Raw genomic sequence first — 17,844 nt, 5'->3', positions numbered from 1 at the left:
TCAGACCTTCTTCATCTGGATCTGGCTGAAGAGACCGCCGGGACGGGTCACGAGGACGATCAGCATGATGATGTAGGGCGACATCTTGGCCAGTTCGCCCGGCGCGTAGCGGCCCGCGACCGGCTCGACCACGCCGATGATCAGCCCGCCGAGCAGCGCGCCCGGCAGCGACCCGAGGCCCCCGATCACGGCGGCGGCGAAGGCCTTGATGCCCAGCAGGCCGATGTTGGGATCGATCGCCCCGCGCGTGGCGTAGAGCACGCCCGCAACGGTGGCCACGGCCCCGGACAGCCCCCATATCAGCGAGTTGATGCGCATGACCGGCACGCCGACGATATAGGCCGCCATCTGGTTCTGCGAGGCCGCCTGCGCCGCCAGTCCGATCTTGGTGAAGGCGAAGAAGGCCCAGAGCGCGATGGTCAGCACCAGCGTGACGCCGATGGTCACGAGGTCGGCGAGCGATATCACGATGCCGCCGCCGCGCAGGTTCTGACCGGCAAAGGGCGTTTCCAGCACCAGCGGCGTGTAGCCCCAGATCGAGCCCGCGACGAAACGGAAGACGAAGCCGAGCGCGATGGTCAGGATCACCAGCGCGAATTGCGGCTGGCCGAAGATCCGGCGGACGACGACGCGTTCCACCCCCCAGCCGATGCCGAACATCAGGACCATCGCCAGAATCACCGCGATGAAGAAGGGCAGACCCATTTCGTCGGAATTGCCGAAGCCGAGCGCGATGAACGCGCCGAGCATCATCATGTCGCCCTGCGCGAAGTTCACGCCTTCGCTGGCCTTGTAGATCATGACGAAGCCAAGCGCGACGAGGCCGTAGATGCACCCGTTGGCAAGTCCGCCGATGATGAGTTGAAGCAGCTCCATCAAAGGAGCCAGGGCGCAATCGCGCCTCCCTTGCGGGTCCTCATGCCGTCTCCTCCCCTGCGGCGATGAACGCTGTTGACACGATTTAAACACTCGTGTTCAATTTCAGTCAACAGTGATTTTAATGGTGACCCCGAGGCAATGAACACGGCGACGCTCCGCATCCATCAGGCCGCCATGCGCCTGTTCGCCGTGAACGGCGGGACGAGCGTCGCGGTCAGCGACCTCGCCCGCGAGGCGGGGCTGTCGCGTGGCACGATCTACAACAATCTCGACGATCCGACCGCGCTCTTCATCTCCGTTTGCGACACGGTGTCCGAGGAATTCGCGAGCTCGATCACCGAGGCCACGGCCGCGATGAAGGATCCGGCCGAGAAGATCGCGGCGTCGATCCGGCTCTGCGTCCGGCGGGTGCACGAGGAACCGCACTGGGGCCGCTTCATCGCCCGCTACGCGATGCTGGAGCCGCGACTCGGCCAGTTCTGGGGCACCATGCCCGCGGACGAGTTGCGCCGCGGCCTCGCCTCGGGCCGGTTCACCTTTCACCGCGACCAGATCGCGTCGATCACCGCCAGCGCGGGCGGCGCGACCTTCGGTGCGATGACGCTGGTGCTGGACGGGCACCGGACATGGCGGCAGGCCGGCAGCGACACCGCGGAAATCATCCTGCGCGGGCTCGGCATCGACCGGGCCGAGGCGCGCGACATCACTCAGAAGGAACTGGACCCCCTGCCCAGAATGACCGTGTTCGACGCGGCCTGACAGCAGGGTTTCATGGGAGGAAGCCATGGCTGAAGCAGCCTATATCTACGACGCAATCCGCACGCCGCGCTCCAAGGGCAAGCCCGACGGGACGCTGCACGAGGTCAAGCCGATCAACCTCGTGACCACGCTGCTTGAGGAGATGCAGCAGCGCCACGACCTCGACACCAGCCGCGTCGACGACGTCATGCTGGGCTGCGTGATGCCGGTCATGGAACAGGGTGCGGTGCTGCCCAAGATCGCGCTGCAGAAGGCCGGCTGGGACGAAAAGGTACCCGGCGCACAGGTCAACCGCTTCTGCGCCTCCGGCCTCGACACCTTCAACACCGCCGCAGCCAAGGTCGCGTCGGGGTGGGAGGATCTGGTCTGCGCGGGCGGCTACGAATCAATGTCCCGCGTGCCCATGGGCGCCGATGGCGGCCCCTTCGCCGAGGATCCCGAAACCGCGATCAAGACCGGCTTTGTCCCGCAGGGCATCGGCGCCGACCTGATCGCCACCATCGAGGGCTGGAGCCGTGACGACGTCGACGCGTTCGCGCTGGAAAGCCAGAAACGCGCGGCCCATGCCCGCGACTCGGGGTGGTTCGACCGCTCGGTCGTGCCGGTGAAGGACGAGAACGGGATCACGATCCTGCAGCGCGACGATTTCATCAAGGCCGACACCGACATGCAGAAGCTGGGCGCACTGAAGGCCAGCTTCGAAATCCCCGGCTCCATGGGCTTCGACGCCGTGGCGCTGGCCAAGTATCCGCAGGTCGAACGGATCAACCACGTCCACACGCCGGGCAACTCCTCGGGCATCGTGGACGGCGCGTCGCTGGTGATGGTGGGCAACGAACGGGCGGGCAAGGATCTGGGCCTGACGCCGCGCGGCCGTGTCGTGTCCATCGCGCTGACCGCGACGGATCCCACGATCATGCTGACGGGCCCCGGCCCCGCGTCGGAAAAGGCGCTGGCCAAGGCCGGGCTGACCATCGACGACATCGACCTTGTCGAGATCAACGAAGCCTTCGCCTCCGTCGCCCTGCGCCTTCAGCGCGACCTGAACGTGCCGGACGAAAAGCTGAACGTCGTCGGCGGCGCCATCGCCATGGGCCACCCGCTGGGCGCCACCGGCGGCTGCCTCGTCTCGACCATGCTGGACGAGCTGGAACGCCGGAACCAGAAGCGCGCGCTCATCTGCATGTGCGTCGGCGGCGGCATGGGCATCGCGTCCATCATCGAACGCCTGTGACGGACCGGAGGGAGGACCACATGGAAGATTTCATCTACGAAAAGGATGCCGACGGCATCGTCACGGTCACGCTCGACATGCAGGGCCAGAACGCCAACACGATGAACGACCGGTTCGAACCGGGCATGCGCGCGGTCTGCGAACGGCTGGAGGCCGAAGGGGGCCTGACAGGCGTCGTCTTTGCCTCGGCCAAGTCGACCTTCTTCGCGGGCGGCGACCTGAACAACATCCTCGCCACGACCGAGGCGACCGAACGCGAATTCGCCGCCATTGAGGCCAGCAAGGGCACCTACCGGCGGCTGGAAAAACTGCCGGTCCCGGTCGTCGCCGCGATCAACGGCGCGGCGCTCGGCGGCGGATACGAGCTGTGCCTGTCGTGCAACCGGCGCATCGTCGTGGACAGCCCCAAGGCCGTCGTCGGCCTGCCCGAGGTCACGCTGGGCCTGCTGCCCGGCGCAGGCGGCGTGGTGCGGCTGACGGCGCTTCTGGGGCTGGAAAAGGCCCTGCCCTATCTGCTGGAAGGCAAACAGGCGCAGCCCGCCGAGGCGCTCAAGGCGGGCATGGTGGACGAGATCGTGGCGACGAAAGACGATCTGATCCCCGCCGCCAAAGCATGGATCAAGGCCAACCCCGATGCCGCCGTCCAGCCGTGGGACCAGAAGGGCTTCCGCTATCCCGGCGGCGACGCGCTGCATCCCAAGGTGCGCCAGATCATCCAGGTGTCGTCGGCGATGCTCTACCAGAAGACGCGCGGACGGCTTCCGGCGCCCGAGAAGATCCTCGACGTCGCGGTCAACTCCATGCGGATGAACTTCGACGCGGCGCTGCGGATGGAGACGCGGCGGTTCATCGGGCTGATGGCATCGAAAGAAGCCAAGGCGGCGATCTCGACCTTCTTCTTCGGCATGCAGGCGATCAAGTCCGGCAAGGTGCGCCCGGCGGGCGATCACTGGAAGGCCGGCAATGCCGTGGTCCTCGGCGCGGGGATGATGGGATCGGGCATCGCTTATGCCCATGCCAAGCGCGGCCTGCCGACCCGGCTGAAGGACACCGAGATGGCCAATGCCGAGAAGGGCAAGGGCTATTCGGAAAAGCTCTGCGACAAGGCGATCAAGCGCGGCCGCATGGACGATGCCGCCAAGGTCGCCCTGCTGGACCAGATCACCCCCGCGACGGAGAATGCCGAACCCGGCAGCGTGGACATCGTGATCGAGGCGGTGTTCGAGGACATCGACCTGAAGGAAAAGGTCATCGCCGACACATGGCCAATGCTGTCGCCTGACGGGATCTACGGGTCCAACACCTCGACCCTGCCGATCTCGATCCTGGCCGAGGCCTGCCCGGATCCGACCCGCTTCATCGGGCTGCATTTCTTCAGCCCCGTCGACAAGATGAAGGTGGTCGAGATCATCATGGGCGAGAAGACCAGCGAAGAGACGCTGCGCAAGGCCTACGACTACGTCCAGCAGATCGGCTACATGCCGATAGTGGTGAATGACTCCCGCGGGTTCTTCACCTCTCGCGTGTTCGGGACGTTCATGGACGAAGGCTGTCAGCTGCTGGTCGACGGCATGGCGCCTGCGGCCATCGAACGCGCGTCGTGGCTGGCGGGCATGCCGGTCGGGCCGCTGCAGGTCTTCGACGAGGTCTCGCTGATCCTCGGCCAGAAGGTCCGTAAGACGCACGAGGCGCTGGACCAGCGGCTCGGGGTCGACAGCGGCTTCGGCCATCACAACACCGCCACCCGCGAGGTCACCGACCGGATGATCGAGATGGGGCGCGGCGGGCGCCAGTACGGCGGCGGCTTCTACGACTACGACAGCGCGGGCAAGCGGACGCTCTGGCCCGATCTGGCGCAGTTCGCGCGCGGCAATGTCGATGTGCCGCTCGAGGACGCGGTCGACCGCATCCTCTACCGTCAGGCCATCGAGACGCTGCGCTGCCTCGACGAAGGCGTGCTGAACACCGAGGTCGAGGCGAACCTCGGCGGCATCTTCGCCATCGGCTTCCCGGCATGGACCGGCGGGGCGATCCAGTTCATCCGGGGCGAAGGCGTGGACGCGTTCAAGGCCCGCGCGAAGGAGCTGGCGGAGCTGTACGGCGACCGCTTCGCGGTGCCGGATGCCATCTATGACCGGCTGCGCGACAGCACGGCAAAGGCGGCATGAGCGGGCCGCTTGCCGGTCTGAAGGTCGTCGAAATGCAGGGAATTGGACCCGCGCCCCTCGCGGGCCAGTTCCTTGCCGACCTCGGGGCCGAGGTGGTTCTGATCGCCCGCAGGTCGGGCGATCCGGATCCGACCGACATCAACAACCGGGGCAAGCGGTCGGTTGCCCTGAACCTCAAGACGCCCGAGGGGATCGCGGTGGCGCAGGCGCTGATCGCCGGGGCCGACGTGCTGATCGAGGGCTTCCGCCCCGGCGTGATGGAACGGATGGGTCTGGGACCGGAGGTCTGTCACGACCGGAACGCGGGGCTGATCTATGCCCGCATGACCGGCTGGGGTCAGGACGGGCCGCTGGCGCAGACCGCAGGGCACGACATCAACTATCTTGGGCTGACCGGTTTCCTGAACGCCATCGGGACCGCCGACGGCGCCCCGCCGCCGCCGCTGAACATCGGCGCGGATTACGGCGGGGGGACGATGTTCCTGCTGTTCGGGATCATGGCCGCGCTCTATGAACGCCAGACCTCCGGGCGCGGTCAGGTGGTCGACGCGGCGATGGTCGACGGCGCCTCGGCGATGATGGCGCTGGTCCACAGCTTCCTCGCCAAGGGACACTGGTCGGAACGGCGCGAGACGAACCTGCTGGACGGCGGCGCGCCGTTCTACCGGACCTACGCCTGCGCGGACGGCAAGTTCATCGCGGTCGGGCCGATCGAGCCGCAGTTCTTTGCCGAACTCGTCCGCCTCGCCGGGCTGCCCGAGGATCACCTCGCGACGCAACTGGACGCCCGGCAGTGGCCCGACCGCCGCGACGCCTATGCCGAGGTGTTCCGCCAGCGCACCCGCGACGAATGGGCGGCGATCTTTGACGGCACGGATGCCTGCGCGACGCCGGTCCTGACATGGTCCGAGGCGCCCGCGCATCCGCACCTTGCCGAGCGCGGCACCTTCGTGACGCTCGACGGCGTGACGCAGGCGGCCCCTGCCCCGCGTTTCAGCCGTTCCGCCCCCGCCCTGCCCGGCGCGGCGCCCGCGCCCGGCGCGGACACCGTTCAGGTGCTGGCGGAACTGGGCTACGACGACACACGGATCGCGGCCCTGCGCGATTCCGGCACCCTGACCTGAAGGACCACACGATGTCTGATCCGCTGCTTCTCGAACTCGACGGCGCCATTGCCCGCGTCACCCTGAACCGGCCCGAGGCGTTCAACGCCATGAACGGCCCGATGCGCGAAGGGTTCCGCGACGCGCTGTCAAGGATCCACGCCGACCCGGATGTCCGGGTGGTGATCCTGTCGGGCAACGGCCGCGGCTTCTGCGCGGGGACGGACCTGACCGAACGCTTCCCCGGCCCGATCTCGCAGCTGCTGGACCGGGAATACCGCCCGATCCTGAACGGGATCACCGCGTCCTCCCGCATCTGGATCGCGCAGGTTCACGGGTCCGCCGCAGGGATCGGCGCGGCTGTGGCGATGAACTGCGACCTGATGACGATGGCGGACGACGCGACGATCTACATGGCCTTCGCGGCGATCGGCCTCGTGCCCGACGGCGGCAGCACATGGCTGCTGCAGCGCGGGATGGGATCGAAACGGGCGCTGCAGGCGATCCTCGAAGGCCGCCGCATCCCGGCGGCCGAGGCGGTCGACCTCGGGCTGGCGAACGCCACGCATCCGGCGGGCGACCTTGCCGCCGCGACAACCGCGATGGCCGAACGGATCGCCGCGGGCGCGCCGCTGGCCGCCGCCGCTGCGAAACGGCTGATCCGCCGGATGGACGGGCTGAGCTATGACGAGGCGATCACGCTTGAGGGCGACGAGCAGTCGGCGCTTGCGGTCAGCGCCGACGCCGCGGAAGGCATCGGCGCCTTCCTCGAAAAGCGCAAGCCGGTGTTCAAGGGCAAGTAGGCCCCGCGCGGGTATCCGGGGGTCAGACCCCGAGGCACCAGCGCATGACGGCCTTCTGCGCGTGCAGGCGGTTCTCGGCCTCGTCGAAGACCACCGACTGCGGGCCGTCCATGACCGAGGAGGTCACTTCCTCGTTCCGGTGCGCGGGCAGGCAGTGCATGAACAGCGCGTCCTTGCCTGCTGCCGCCATCAGGTCGTCATTGACCTGATAGGCGCGCAGCAGATTGTGCCGCCGTTCGCGCGTGGACTGGGCATCGTGCATCGACACCCATGTGTCCGCGACGATCAGGTCCGCGCCCTCGACCGCGCGCCACGGGTCGCGCTGGATGGTGAAATCGACGCCCTTCTCGCGCGCCTCGTCCACGTAGTTGCGGTCCGGGTCCAGCTGCTGCGGTCCCGAGAAGGTCAGCGAGAAATCGAACTGGCCCGCCGCATGCAGGAACGAGGCGAAGACGTTATTGCCGTCGCCGACCCAGACCACCTTCTTGCCCTTGATCGGACCCCGGTGTTCCTCGAACGTCATGATGTCCGCCATGATCTGGCAGGGGTGGCTGCGGTCGGTCAGGCCGTTGATGACCGGGACGCTGGCGTTTTCCGACATTTCCTGCACCACGGCCTCGTCGAAGGTCCGGATCATGATCATGTCGACATAGCGCGACAGGACGCGGGCGGTGTCGGCGATCGTCTCGCCATGGCCCAGCTGCATGTCCTGCCCCGACAGCACCATCGTCTGGCCGCCCATCTGGCGCACGCCCACGTCGAAGGAGACGCGCGTCCGGGTCGAGGGCTTTTCGAAGATCAGCGCGACCATGTGGCCCGCCAGCGGCTGTTCGTCGTCCGGCGCGGCGCGCGGACGGCCTTCGCGCGCGGTCTTCATCTGCCGGGCGTGGTCGATCATGTGCCGGAGATCGCCCGGCGCGGTGGTGTGGATGTCGAGGAAATGGTTCATCGTGATATCAATCGAAAGGGGCCGCCCGGCCCCGGAGGGGCGGGCGGCGCTGCGGGTCTGGTGCGGATCAGCTGGTCGCGACGGTCAGCGCGGCCTTGTCGAGACGGTGGACCGCCTCGCTCAGCTCGTCGTCGGTGATGGTCAGCGGCGGCAGGATCCGGATGACGTTCTCGGCGGCGGGCACGGTGATCAGCTCGGCCGCATAGGCGGCCTTGACCACGTCCGCGTTCGGCTTGACGCATTTCAGGCCCAGCATAAGGCCCTGACCGCGCACCTCCTCGAAGACGCCGGGATGGGTGGCGACCAGACCTTCCAGCTTCTGCCGGAAGAGCGCCGCCTTGCGGTTCACCTGCGCGAGGAAGTCCGGGTCGGCGACCATCTCCATCACCGCCAGGCCGACGGCGCAGCCCAGCGGGTTGCCGCCATAGGTCGAGCCATGGGTGCCCGCCGTCATGCCCGACGCCGCGTTCTCGGTCGCCAGCACGGCGCCCAGCGGGAAGCCGCCGCCGATGCCCTTGGCGACCATCATGATGTCGGGCGTGACGCCCGCCCATTCATGGGCGAAGAGCTTGCCGGTCCGGCCGACGCCGCACTGCACCTCGTCGAAGATCAGCAGCGTGCCGGTCTCGTCGCAGAGCTCGCGCAGCGCCTTGAGGAAGGCGTCGGAGGCGACGTTGATGCCGCCCTCGCCCTGCACCGGCTCGATCATGATCGCGCCGGTCTGGTCGGTCATCGCGGCCTTGACGGCGTCCAGATCGCCGAACGGCACCTGCCGGAAGCCGGGCAGCAGCGGGCCGAAGCCCTTGACCATCTTCTCGGTGTTCACGGCGGCGATGGCGGCCGAGGACCGGCCATGGAAGGCGCCGTGGAAGGTGATGATCTCGATCTTCTCGGGATGTCCCTTTTCGTACTGGTACTTGCGGGCCATCTTGACCGCCAGTTCACAGGCCTCGGTGCCCGAGTTGGTGAAGAACACCGTGTCGGCGAAGGTCTCGGCCACCAGCTTGTCGGCCAGCGCCTGCTGCTGCGGAATCTCGTAGAGGTTCGAGACATGCCAGAGCTTCTGCGCCTGGTTGGTGATGGCCTCGACCAGCTTGGGATGGGCATGGCCCAGCACGTTAACGGCGATGCCGGACCCGAGGTCGAGGAAACGGCGCCCGTCCTCCTCGATCAGCCAGGAGCCTTCGCCTTTGACGAAGTGCAGCGGCGCGCGGGCGTAGGTCGGAAGGACGGAGGAGATCATTCGGGATACCTCGGATATAAGGAGCCATGACTGAGCATGAGGCTCGGGACCAAGTCAAGTTTGTGCGGGGTGTTTTCGGGGCTGTGCGACGGGCGCACGGATCACGGGACGTCAGGCGCGAGTGCGTCGGCGTCGGATGGAGGCGAAAGGAGCGGCCTTGGTGATCATGGCCGCGCTATAGCCCGGAACGCGGGGTTTGGGAAGAGACTTCGTCGCGCCCTGACGCGCGCGCCTCAGCCCCGCTCCGCGAAGGCGGCCATCAGGTCGGGGAAGTCGTCCGGGCCGGGAAAGCCCGAGAAGCTGCGCTGCGCGCCGGTCTGCGCCCAGTCGAGTTTCTCGGCCGTCATCGTCTCCATGTAGGGACGCGACCACGCAGGTTCGTCGAACATGGTGGGGCGGACGTTCACGAAGGGCTGGCCGTCGATCCGGGTGAACATCCACGTCATGCACTCCGGGCAGAACCGGTGATCGAGCGGCGGCTGGCGCAGGCCGCCGCGCACCGTCTCGCCCTTGGTGACGGACAGGGCCTGCGCCATGAACATCGCGGTCAGCGAAAAGGCGCTGGAGGTCATTTTCTGACAGCCCGTGCAGTGGCAGGCGGCGGTCATGAAGGGTGCCTGCGCGACCGTGATTTCCACCGCGCCGCAGCGGCAGCTGCCTGTCCTCGTCTCATCTGCTCCGGTCATGTCGGTCCTCCCTTGCGACATCGGGGCCATGTGTGACGCGGCAGGGCGGGCATGGCAAGCGCGCGGACCGGTTTGCAAAGCCCGCGCCCCGGTGGCAGTGTCGCGGCGCAATGCATGAGGAGTGACGCGCATGAGCGAGGCCAGGGTCAGCCGGTTCCCGGTTCCGAAGCTGGAAGAGATGCCAGACGACATCCGCGAGCGGATCGAGGCGGTGCAGGAGAAGTCGGGCTTCATCCCCAACGTCTTCCTCGTGCTGGCGCATCGCCCGGACGAGTTCCGCGCCTTCTTCGCCTATCACGACGCGCTGATGGAGAAGCCCGGCAACCTGACCAAGGCCGAACGCGAGATGATCGTGGTGGCCACCAGCGCCCGCAACGAATGCCAGTACTGCGTGATCGCGCACGGGGCGATCCTGCGGATCCGGGCCAAGAACCCGCTGATCGCGGACCAGGTGGCCACGAACTACCGCAAGGCCGACCTGACCGACCGCCAGAAGGCGATGATCGACTTCGCGATGAAGGTCTCGCAGAACGCGCAGGCGGTCGGGGATGCGGATTTCGACGTGCTCAAGGGCCATGGCTTCGACGAGGAGGACATCTGGGACATCGCGGGGATCGCGGCGTTCTTCGGCCTGTCGAACCGGATGGCGAATGTCACGACCATGCGCCCGAACGACGAATTCTACGCCATGGGGCGCGGGTAAGGCCGGGGTCGCCCGGACGATAGCGGCAGTGTTCCATGTCCGGGACACTGCCGCCTTCCGTTGCCGCCCGGTTGCGCCGACACCCGTGCCGGGTCAGACGGCGCCGGGCCCGGCACGCGACCTCTTCCGGTGAGCCTCAGGCCGATTGTCCGGCTTCGAGGCGGGCAATGATCCGGTCCAGGTTCGCGATCGCCTCCTCGCGTGTCACCGCGTAACCGTAGGGTTCCCCGGACTCGACGCCCCAGGGCACGAGGACGTCGAACTCCACCTCCTTCAGCAGTGCCAGACTGGCGAGGTAGGCCGCGCGGTCGCTGTCGCCTAGCAGAACCGCCTTCCACTCCCCGCCCTGAACCCACAGGCTGTCGCCCGGAAAGAGCAGGCGGTGGTCGCCGTTGTCCCAGAGAAAGCTCGTGGTTCCGGGGGTGTGGCCGGGCGTCGGGATGATCTCCAGATCGTCGCCGATCATCTGGCGCCCGGAAAAGGTGCCGGCGATCCCGAGGTCCACGCGCGATGCGTCGGCTTCGTGGAGCCAGACAGGCACGTCGAGGCGCGGCGCGCCATACATCGCCTCGTGATGGTGGTTCATCAGCAGGCGGTCGGGCGCGCCCATCCCGCGGATCTCGTCCGCGGCCGCGCTGATGCCCGGCGCGTTGTAGATGATGAAGTTGCCCTGCGGCCGTTCCAGCAGGAAGGCGCGCACCACGACACCGTCAAGAAACGGCAGTGGCGCGGTCGGGGTCCCGTACAGCCCGCGGATCGCGGGGTGCAGTCCCCTGGTGTCGTCGGTGAAATAGAGATCATCCGGCATCGGTCGTTCTCCTTTGGTGTCGGTTCTGGTCTGGAGGCGCCTGTTGCGTTTCGAAGGCCCCGTCGGTCGGCGCGTCCGAGAGATGTGCATCGATCCGGCGGAGCGCGGTGGTCACGGCGACGATGGTGTCGCGGTCCAGCCCGGCACCGCCGAGCACGGCGGTCCAGGCGTCGCGCATCCGCGCGGTGTTCCTCATCGCCATGTCGGTCGCATGAAGATGCGCGATGCGCGCGTCGTTCGGATCGGTCCGCCGCTCGACGAGGCCCTTCGCCACGAGCGCCTTCAGCACGCGGCTGAAGTTGCTGGTCGGCAGCCCGCAGGCATCCGCTGCCCGCCGGGCGGATACGCCGGGGTTGCGCCCGATGATCCGCATCACGTTGATCTCGATCGGGGTGCAGGGCCCCGGCTCCAGATCGACGGGCGCCGGGAGGCGCCGCGCCACGGCGTGGACAAGGTCGGCCAGTTCGAAAAGAGCATCGGATCGGGTTTCGTGCATGGGGGCTCTGTTTGCTATCACTTGATAACTGTCATCTAATAGGTGAATGCTGCGTTTCAAGGGTGGCGCACGGCCACGATGCGGCGCGGCGTGGTGCCGTCGTGGTGCCCTCGTGCGTCAGGAGGACCGGGGTGCGGGGTTCCGGCTCCGGGCGGCGACACCTGCGGATAACCGCGGGGTGCACGTGGCGGACAGGCATGATGGGGGCTCTGCCCCCGTCACGGCCCCGCGGGCCGCGACTCCCCCGAAGTATTTTTGACCAGAAGAAGCAGGGGGACCTGCGCGATCCTCAGAGGAAGCTCTGGGGGTCGATGTCGACCGAGAGGCGGAAGTCGCGCGGCAGCGTCAGCGGGGCGAGCCAGCGGGCGATGGCGTCCTGCACCGGGGCGCCCTTGGGGGCCTTGACCAGCAGCCGGACGCGGTGGCGGCCCCGGACGCGGGGGATCGGCGCGGGGGCCGGGCCGAAGACCTGCGCGCCGATGGCGCGGAGCGCGGCATCGTTGCGGGCGAGCGTGGTGCCGATCTGCATCGGCTCCTGCGCGTCGGTGGAGGACAGGATCAGGCCGGCGAGGCGGCCGTAGGGCGGCATGCCGAGGGCACGTCGGGTGTCGGCCTCGGTCTGCCAGAAGGTTTCCTCCTGCCCGGTCAGGATCGCGCGGATCACCGGGTGTTCGGGCTGGTGCGTCTGCAGCAGCGCGGTGCCGGGGCGGTCGGCGCGGCCCGCCCGGCCCGAGACCTGCCGCATCAGCTGGAACGTGCGTTCGGCGGCGCGCAGGTCGGCGCCCTGCAGGCCGAGGTCGGCGTCGATCACGCCGACGAGGGTGAGGAGCGGAAAGTTGTGCCCCTTGGCCACAAGCTGGGTGCCGATGACGAGATCCGCCGCCCCCGCCGCGATCGCCTCGATCCGTTCCTTGAGCGCGCGGGCGGAGCCGAAGAGGTCCGAGGACAGCGTCGCGATGCGGGCGTCGGGAAAGACCTCTTGCGCTTCTTCCGTCAGGCGTTCGACACCCGGGCCGACCGGCGCGAGACGGCCCTCGGCCTCGCAATGGGGGCAGATCTCGGGCATGGGGCGGCTTTCGCCGCACTGGTGGCAGACGAGGCGCTTGAGGAAGCGGTGTTCGACCATCGCCGCGTCGCAGTGCTCGCAGCCGATCTTCTCGCCGCAGGCCCGGCAGAGCGTCACCGGCGCATAGCCCCGGCGGTTGAGGAACAGCAGCGCCTGTTCCCCGGCCTCGATCCGTTTCATCACCTCGGCGCGGAGGGTGGGCGAGATCCAGCGGTTCGACTCCAGCTTCTCGGCCCGCATGTCGATCGCCCGCATCTGCGGCAGGCGCGAGGGGCCGAAGCGGCTTTCCAGATCGAGGCGGCGGTATTTCCCCGCCTCGGCGTTCGACCAGCTTTCGAGCGAGGGCGTGGCCGAGGCCAGCACCACCTGCGCCCCGTTGATCGAGGCGCGCAGCACCGCCATGTCGCGGGCGTTGTAGAGCACGCCCTCCTCCTGCTTGTAGGAGCTGTCGTGTTCCTCATCCACCACAATGAGGCCGAGGTCACGGAACGGCAGGAACAGGGCCGAGCGCGCCCCGACGACCAGTTCCGCCCCGCCCTGCCCGACCATCTTCCAGATGCGGCGGCGTTCGGTCATCGTGACGCCGTGGTGCCATTCGGCGGGGCGCGCGCCGAAACGGGCCTCGACGCGGGAGAGGAATTCCTGCGTCAGCGCGATCTCGGGCAGCAGGACCAGCGCCTGCCGACCGGCGGAGAGGCAGGCGGCTACGGCTTCCAGATAGACCTCCGTCTTGCCGGACCCGGTGACGCCGCGCAGGAGCGTGGTGCCGTAGGTTCCGGACTTCACCGCCTGCGCCAGCGTTCCGGCGGCGGCGGACTGGTCCGGGGTCAGGTCCTTGCCCGACAGGCCGGTGTCGAGGCGCGGGAACGGCAGGTCGCGGGGGGCGCTTTCCTCGACCACGGCGCCGGACTTGACCAGCCCCTTGACCACGGAGGACGAGGTGCCGGCCGCGTCGCAGATCTCCTTCATCGTCAGCGCCGCGCCGCCGTGCTCGGCCAGCGCGTCCATCACGCGGGTCCGGGCGTCGGTCATCCGCGACGGCTCGCCATCGCCCGCGCGGTAGACGGTGCGCATCCCCGGCGGATCGCCGAGGCCCGGCGCGCGGGTGGCGAGGCGCAGCATCGCGGGCAGCGGGGTCAGCGTGTAGGTGCCCGCCTTTTCGAGGAAGTCGCGCAGTTCGGTGCGCATCGGGGCGACGTTCAGCACGCGGGATACGGGCCGGATCTTGGAGAGGTCGAAATCGCCCTTCCCCGGCCCCCAGACGACGCCCAGCACCTGGCGCGGCCCAAGGGGCACCTGAACGAAGGCCCCCGGCACGCAGCCCCCCTCGGGCGCGCGGTAGTCCAGCGTCCGGTCGAGCGGCTGCGTCGTCAGGACGGCGACCAGTTCGCCTTCGTCGAAGAATTCCTGCATGGCCTGTCCGTTTCGGGGAGCCCCTGTGTCCCCCTCCTGCGGGCGGGGGTCAAGCGCTGTCCTGCGGCCCGGTGCGGATCATGTCCTCGTGCAGCCAGACCATCCGGTCGACGAACCACGCCTTGGACCCCATGGACAGCACGAGCCCGGCCAGCGTCACCCCCGGATCGAGGTGCCACAGGCCGAAGAGCAGCACCGCCATCCCGACCCCGCCGAGGCCCGCCAGCACATGGCATATCGCGACATGCCGCTCCGGCACCGGCCGCGTCCGGCGGTCGAGCCAGAGACGTTCACCCGCCGTGCCCTTCCCGGCCCAGCCCCGAGGCGCGCCGGCCACTGGCGCGAAGAGGCGCGGGTTGACGAAGGTGAACACCAGCACGGCGAGGACCGGCACGGCAGCGCCCCAGCCGATCCAGACGCGGCTCCAGACCGCCAGCGCGAAGAGCGGCAGGATCGCGAAACGGCTAAACACGCTCCACGGGTTTGCGTGTCGCGCCCAGGCCCGGTCGTCCATCGCCATCGCGCGTTCTGTCAGCCGGTAGAGGTCCATGGCCACCTCGGACGCTGTCTCGGACGGGCCTGTCGGGGGGCGACTGCGCACCCTTCCGGCCCCAGACATTATGCGCTAACAGGGGCGGGAATTCCAATCCGGCGGGAGGACCCCATGAAATTCTTCGTAGACACGGCCGAGATCGACGCGATCCGCGAACTCCATGCGCTCGGCATGGTGGACGGGGTCACGACGAACCCCTCGCTGATCATGAAATCCGGCCGCGACATCAAGGAAGTCACCAAGGAGATCTGCGATCTGGTCGACGGTCCGGTCAGCGCGGAGACCGTGGCGCTCGACGCGGACGGCATGATCGCCGAGGGCCGCGAACTGGCGAAGATCGCCGAGAACATCGCGATCAAGGTGCCGCTGACATGGGCCGGGCTGAAGGCCTGCAAGGTGCTGACGGACGAGGGCCGGATGGTCAACGTCACGCTCTGCTTCAGCGCCAACCAGGCGCTGCTGGCGGCCAAGGCGGGGGCAGCCTTCATCAGCCCCTTCATCGGGCGGCTGGACGACATCAACCTCGACGGGATGGAGCTGATCCACGACATCCGGGTGATCTACGACAATTACGGCTACGAGACGCAGATCCTCGCCGCCTCGATCCGCACCGTGAACCACATGACCGAGGCCGCCAAGATCGGCGCGGACGTGGCGACCGCCCCGCCCGCCGTCATCAAGGCGATGGCGAACCACGTGCTGACCGACAAGGGCCTCGACGCCTTCATGGCCGACTGGGCCAAGACCGGGCAGAAGATCCTCTGATCCCGCGCCGTCCGCGTGGAGATACTCGAGAACGTCATCAGCGACCGGGGGTCGCGCTATGCCGTGTCGGGCGGGCCCTGTGCCACGCCCGATGACGCGGCGGCCTTCCTGAAAGAGCTGAAGCGCAACAAGAAATTCGCGAAAGCCACCCACAACACCTGGGGCCTGCTGACCGATGACGGTCCGGCCAAGAACGACGACGGCGAGGCGGGCGCGGGCATGGTCATCCTGCGGATGCTGGAACGGGCGGGGCTGACCGGGCACATCGTCGTGGTGACCCGCTGGTACGGCGGCAAGCACCTCGGCGGCGACCGGTTCCGGCATGTGCAGGAGGCGGTGCGGCTTTACCTCGACCACATCGGGCGGGACCCCGGCGGCGGGCGATAAAGCAACACTCGCCGCACGCTTTCCCCGCGGGACCGCATTTGCCCTGCCCTGTCCGGTGCCCGGTCTGCTACCGTCCGGACAAAACAAAGACCCAGGCAGGCAATGAGCAAATCACTGAAAATCGAGGATGATCTGCGCGCGCGGATCATCGACCAGCCCGACGTCATCCTGAACGACAAGGACCTGATGCGTGCCCTCGTCACCGCGAACGAGCGGTCGATGGGCGGCAATGTCGTCGATCTGCGCGGCATCGCGATGGAGCGGCTGGAGGCCCGGCTGGACCGGCTGGAAGACACCCACCGGTCGGTGATCGCCGCGGCCTACGAGAACCTCGCCGGCATGAACCAGGTGCACCGCGCGGTGCTGCGGATGCTGGACCCGATGGATTTCGAGGTCTTCCTGCGCGACCTGGGTGGCGAAGTGGCCGAGATCCTCGGCGTCGACTTCGTGCATCTGGTGCTTGAGACGAAACAGGACGAGGAAGCCCCCGCCGTCCGCCGCCTCGGCGATGTGCTGCGCGTGGTGGAGCCCGGTTTTGTCCAGGGCTACGTCGACCGCGACCGCGCGGGCCCCGCGCGGCAGGTGGTGCTGCGCCAGCTCGGCAACGGCCCGGCGCACGTCTATGGCGACAATGCCGAATGGGTGAAATCCGAAGCCTGCCTGCGGCTCGACTTCGGCCCCGGCCGCCTGCCCGGCATGCTGGTGCTCGGCTCCGAGGATCCGCACATGTTCTCGCCGCAGCAGGGCACCGACCTTCTGGGCTTCTTTGCCGGCGTCTTCGAACGCGCCATGCGCCGCTGGCTGTCGTGAGCCTGATCGCGCCCGCCGCCCGCGACGCCCTTCAGGGGTGGCTCGAGGCCGAGCGGGCGCTCAAGGACGCCAGCGCCAACACGATCACCGCCTATTCCCGCGACCTCGCCGATTTCCTCGCCTTCATGGGCGAACACAAGGGCGCGGCGCAGGGCATGGCGCCGCTGCAACGGATCACCGTGTCGGACATGCGGGCGTGGATGGCGCACACCCGCGCGGGCGGCGTGTCGGCCCGGTCGCTGGCGCGCAAGCTGTCGGCGGTCAAGACCTTCTACCGCTGGCTGGCCGAACGCGACGGCTTCGACCCGACCGCCGTCCTGTCGGCCCGCGCGCCCAAGTACCAGCGCAAGCTGCCGCGCCCCCTGCCCGAGGATGCGGCGGTCGAGATGATCGACACCGTCGCCCTGCAGTCCGAGGTGAAATGGGTGCAGGCCCGCGACATGGCGGTGCTGACCCTGCTCTACGGCTGCGGCCTGCGGATATCCGAGGCGCTGTCTCTGACCGGCGCGGACCTGCCGCTCGGGTCCTCGCTGCGGATCACCGGCAAGGGCGGCAAGGAACGCGTCGTGCCGCTGATCGCCCCGGCCCGCGACGCGGTCGAGGCCTACCTGACCCTCAGCCCCTACCCCTGTGAAAAGGCCGATCCCGTCTTTCGCGCGATCCGCGGCGGCGCGCTGGCGCCGCGCACGATCCAGAAGGTGATGGAACGCGCCCGCAACCAGCTGGGCCTGCCCGCCAGCGCCACGCCGCACGCCATGCGTCATTCCTTCGCCACGCACCTGCTGAACGCGGGCGGCGACCTGCGCGCGATCCAGGAACTGCTGGGCCACGCCAGCCTCTCCACCACCCAGGCCTATACCGCCGTCGACACCGCCCGCCTGATGGAGGTCTATGCCGCGGCCCACCCCCGCGCCTGATCCCCCGTTCATCTGGCCCGGCAAACTCCGGGGGAGCGCGGCCACCGGGCCGCGCGGGGGCAGCGCCCCCGGACGTTGAAACGCAATCACAAATCCTGCATG

18 protein-coding genes are annotated in these 17,844 nt (G+C 68.3%); 10 read left to right on the top strand and 8 right to left on the bottom strand.

The window, feature by feature from the left end; genetic code table 11:
- Positions 1-876 carry a branched-chain amino acid ABC transporter permease gene (locus ATO6_RS08830; protein WP_088623624.1) on the bottom strand — a complete coding sequence of 292 codons (876 nt, stop codon included), beginning with the start codon at positions 874-876 and terminating at the stop codon, positions 1-3.
- A 141-nt stretch (positions 877-1,017) separates the two neighbouring features.
- Here ATO6_RS08830 and ATO6_RS08825 point away from each other — a divergent pair, with 141 nt between their 5' ends.
- From ATO6_RS08825 to ATO6_RS08805, 5 genes are read left to right on the top strand one after another with little or no spacing between them, the layout of a single operon-like run.
- The gene (locus ATO6_RS08825; protein ID WP_088623623.1) at positions 1,018-1,638 is read left to right on the top strand and encodes a TetR/AcrR family transcriptional regulator; all 621 of its coding nucleotides are present in this window, start codon (positions 1,018-1,020) and stop codon (positions 1,636-1,638) included.
- 25 nt (positions 1,639-1,663) lie between these two features.
- Entirely contained in the window at positions 1,664-2,872 is a 1,209-nt protein-coding gene (locus ATO6_RS08820) for an acetyl-CoA C-acetyltransferase (protein ID WP_088623622.1), read from the top strand.
- Between the two features lie 20 nt (positions 2,873-2,892).
- The gene (locus ATO6_RS08815; RefSeq protein WP_088623621.1) at positions 2,893-5,040 is read left to right on the top strand and encodes a 3-hydroxyacyl-CoA dehydrogenase NAD-binding domain-containing protein; all 2,148 of its coding nucleotides are present in this window, start codon (positions 2,893-2,895) and stop codon (positions 5,038-5,040) included.
- A complete protein-coding gene (locus ATO6_RS08810) occupies positions 5,037-6,164 on the top strand; it encodes a CaiB/BaiF CoA-transferase family protein (protein ID WP_088623620.1) in 1,128 nt (375 codons plus the stop codon). Before ATO6_RS08815 ends, ATO6_RS08810 begins: the two co-directional genes overlap by 4 nt.
- Before the next feature lie 11 nt (positions 6,165-6,175).
- Complete coding sequence (locus tag ATO6_RS08805; RefSeq protein WP_088623619.1) at positions 6,176-6,946, top strand: enoyl-CoA hydratase/isomerase family protein; 771 nt, start codon at positions 6,176-6,178, stop codon at positions 6,944-6,946.
- 22 nt (positions 6,947-6,968) lie between these two features.
- On the opposite strand, the gene argF is transcribed toward ATO6_RS08805, so the two are convergent.
- The 3 genes from argF to ATO6_RS08790 all read right to left on the bottom strand — a co-directional run bounded on the left by argF (position 6,969) and on the right by ATO6_RS08790 (position 9,824).
- Positions 6,969-7,895: an ornithine carbamoyltransferase gene (argF, locus tag ATO6_RS08800; RefSeq protein WP_088623618.1), complete on the bottom strand. Its 927-nt coding sequence runs from the start codon at positions 7,893-7,895 to the stop codon at positions 6,969-6,971.
- A gap of 67 nt (positions 7,896-7,962) precedes the next feature.
- Positions 7,963-9,138: an aspartate aminotransferase family protein gene (locus ATO6_RS08795; RefSeq protein ID WP_088623617.1), complete on the bottom strand. Its 1,176-nt coding sequence runs from the start codon at positions 9,136-9,138 to the stop codon at positions 7,963-7,965.
- Positions 9,139-9,371: 233 nt separating this feature from the next.
- Positions 9,372-9,824: a GFA family protein gene (locus ATO6_RS08790; RefSeq protein WP_088623616.1), complete on the bottom strand. Its 453-nt coding sequence runs from the start codon at positions 9,822-9,824 to the stop codon at positions 9,372-9,374.
- 121 nt (positions 9,825-9,945) lie between these two features.
- Here ATO6_RS08790 and ATO6_RS08785 point away from each other — a divergent pair, with 121 nt between their 5' ends.
- Complete coding sequence (locus ATO6_RS08785; protein WP_088623615.1) at positions 9,946-10,527, top strand: peroxidase-related enzyme; 582 nt, start codon at positions 9,946-9,948, stop codon at positions 10,525-10,527.
- Between the two features lie 136 nt (positions 10,528-10,663).
- Here ATO6_RS08785 and ATO6_RS08780 read toward each other — a convergent pair whose 3' ends face one another.
- The 4 genes from ATO6_RS08780 to ATO6_RS08765 all read right to left on the bottom strand — a co-directional run bounded on the left by ATO6_RS08780 (position 10,664) and on the right by ATO6_RS08765 (position 14,860).
- Positions 10,664-11,335 (bottom strand): MBL fold metallo-hydrolase, encoded by a 672-nt coding sequence (locus ATO6_RS08780; protein ID WP_088623614.1) that lies wholly within the window; start codon positions 11,333-11,335, stop codon positions 10,664-10,666.
- Entirely contained in the window at positions 11,325-11,831 is a 507-nt protein-coding gene (locus ATO6_RS08775; protein WP_088623613.1) for a MarR family winged helix-turn-helix transcriptional regulator, read from the bottom strand. The genes ATO6_RS08780 and ATO6_RS08775 overlap by 11 nt, the downstream gene beginning before the upstream one ends.
- A gap of 289 nt (positions 11,832-12,120) precedes the next feature.
- Entirely contained in the window at positions 12,121-14,310 is a 2,190-nt protein-coding gene (locus tag ATO6_RS08770; protein ID WP_088623612.1) for a primosomal protein N', read from the bottom strand.
- A gap of 49 nt (positions 14,311-14,359) precedes the next feature.
- Positions 14,360-14,860 (bottom strand): DUF6653 family protein, encoded by a 501-nt coding sequence (locus ATO6_RS08765; RefSeq protein ID WP_088623611.1) that lies wholly within the window; start codon positions 14,858-14,860, stop codon positions 14,360-14,362.
- 114 nt (positions 14,861-14,974) lie between these two features.
- Here ATO6_RS08765 and fsa point away from each other — a divergent pair, with 114 nt between their 5' ends.
- The 4 genes from fsa (at position 14,975) to ATO6_RS08745 (ending at position 17,742) form a co-directional block, all read left to right on the top strand.
- Positions 14,975-15,628, top strand: coding sequence for a fructose-6-phosphate aldolase (gene fsa / locus ATO6_RS08760; protein ID WP_088623610.1), 654 nt, complete (start codon positions 14,975-14,977; stop codon positions 15,626-15,628).
- Between the two features lie 15 nt (positions 15,629-15,643).
- Entirely contained in the window at positions 15,644-16,015 is a 372-nt protein-coding gene (locus ATO6_RS08755; protein ID WP_088623609.1) for a YigZ family protein, read from the top strand.
- A gap of 102 nt (positions 16,016-16,117) precedes the next feature.
- Positions 16,118-16,825, top strand: coding sequence for a DUF484 family protein (locus ATO6_RS25415; RefSeq protein ID WP_088623608.1), 708 nt, complete (start codon positions 16,118-16,120; stop codon positions 16,823-16,825).
- Between the two features lie 2 nt (positions 16,826-16,827).
- Positions 16,828-17,742, top strand: coding sequence for a tyrosine recombinase XerC (locus ATO6_RS08745; RefSeq protein WP_254919110.1), 915 nt, complete (start codon positions 16,828-16,830; stop codon positions 17,740-17,742).
- Positions 17,743-17,844: the final 102 nt, after the last annotated feature.

Source organism: Oceanicola sp. 22II-s10i, assembly GCF_002210105.1.
Lineage (GTDB): Bacteria > Pseudomonadota > Alphaproteobacteria > Rhodobacterales > Rhodobacteraceae > Pseudooceanicola.
This window is presented reverse-complemented; position numbering and strand designations above follow the sequence as displayed.

Coding starts and splice junctions, on each gene's coding strand:
- ATO6_RS08830 (WP_088623624.1), bottom strand. CDS start 876: ATGGAGCTGCTTCAACTCATCATCGGCGGACTTGCCAACGGGTGCATC.
- ATO6_RS08825 (WP_088623623.1), top strand. CDS start 1,018: ATGAACACGGCGACGCTCCGCATCCATCAGGCCGCCATGCGCCTGTTC.
- ATO6_RS08820 (WP_088623622.1), top strand. CDS start 1,664: ATGGCTGAAGCAGCCTATATCTACGACGCAATCCGCACGCCGCGCTCC.
- ATO6_RS08815 (WP_088623621.1), top strand. CDS start 2,893: ATGGAAGATTTCATCTACGAAAAGGATGCCGACGGCATCGTCACGGTC.
- ATO6_RS08810 (WP_088623620.1), top strand. CDS start 5,037: ATGAGCGGGCCGCTTGCCGGTCTGAAGGTCGTCGAAATGCAGGGAATT.
- ATO6_RS08805 (WP_088623619.1), top strand. CDS start 6,176: ATGTCTGATCCGCTGCTTCTCGAACTCGACGGCGCCATTGCCCGCGTC.
- argF (WP_088623618.1), bottom strand. CDS start 7,895: ATGAACCATTTCCTCGACATCCACACCACCGCGCCGGGCGATCTCCGG.
- ATO6_RS08795 (WP_088623617.1), bottom strand. CDS start 9,138: ATGATCTCCTCCGTCCTTCCGACCTACGCCCGCGCGCCGCTGCACTTC.
- ATO6_RS08790 (WP_088623616.1), bottom strand. CDS start 9,824: ATGACCGGAGCAGATGAGACGAGGACAGGCAGCTGCCGCTGCGGCGCG.
- ATO6_RS08780 (WP_088623614.1), bottom strand. CDS start 11,335: ATGCCGGATGATCTCTATTTCACCGACGACACCAGGGGACTGCACCCC.
- ATO6_RS08775 (WP_088623613.1), bottom strand. CDS start 11,831: ATGCACGAAACCCGATCCGATGCTCTTTTCGAACTGGCCGACCTTGTC.
- ATO6_RS08770 (WP_088623612.1), bottom strand. CDS start 14,310: ATGCAGGAATTCTTCGACGAAGGCGAACTGGTCGCCGTCCTGACGACG.
- ATO6_RS08765 (WP_088623611.1), bottom strand. CDS start 14,860: ATGGACCTCTACCGGCTGACAGAACGCGCGATGGCGATGGACGACCGG.
- fsa (WP_088623610.1), top strand. CDS start 14,975: ATGAAATTCTTCGTAGACACGGCCGAGATCGACGCGATCCGCGAACTC.
- ATO6_RS25415 (WP_088623608.1), top strand. CDS start 16,118: ATGAGCAAATCACTGAAAATCGAGGATGATCTGCGCGCGCGGATCATC.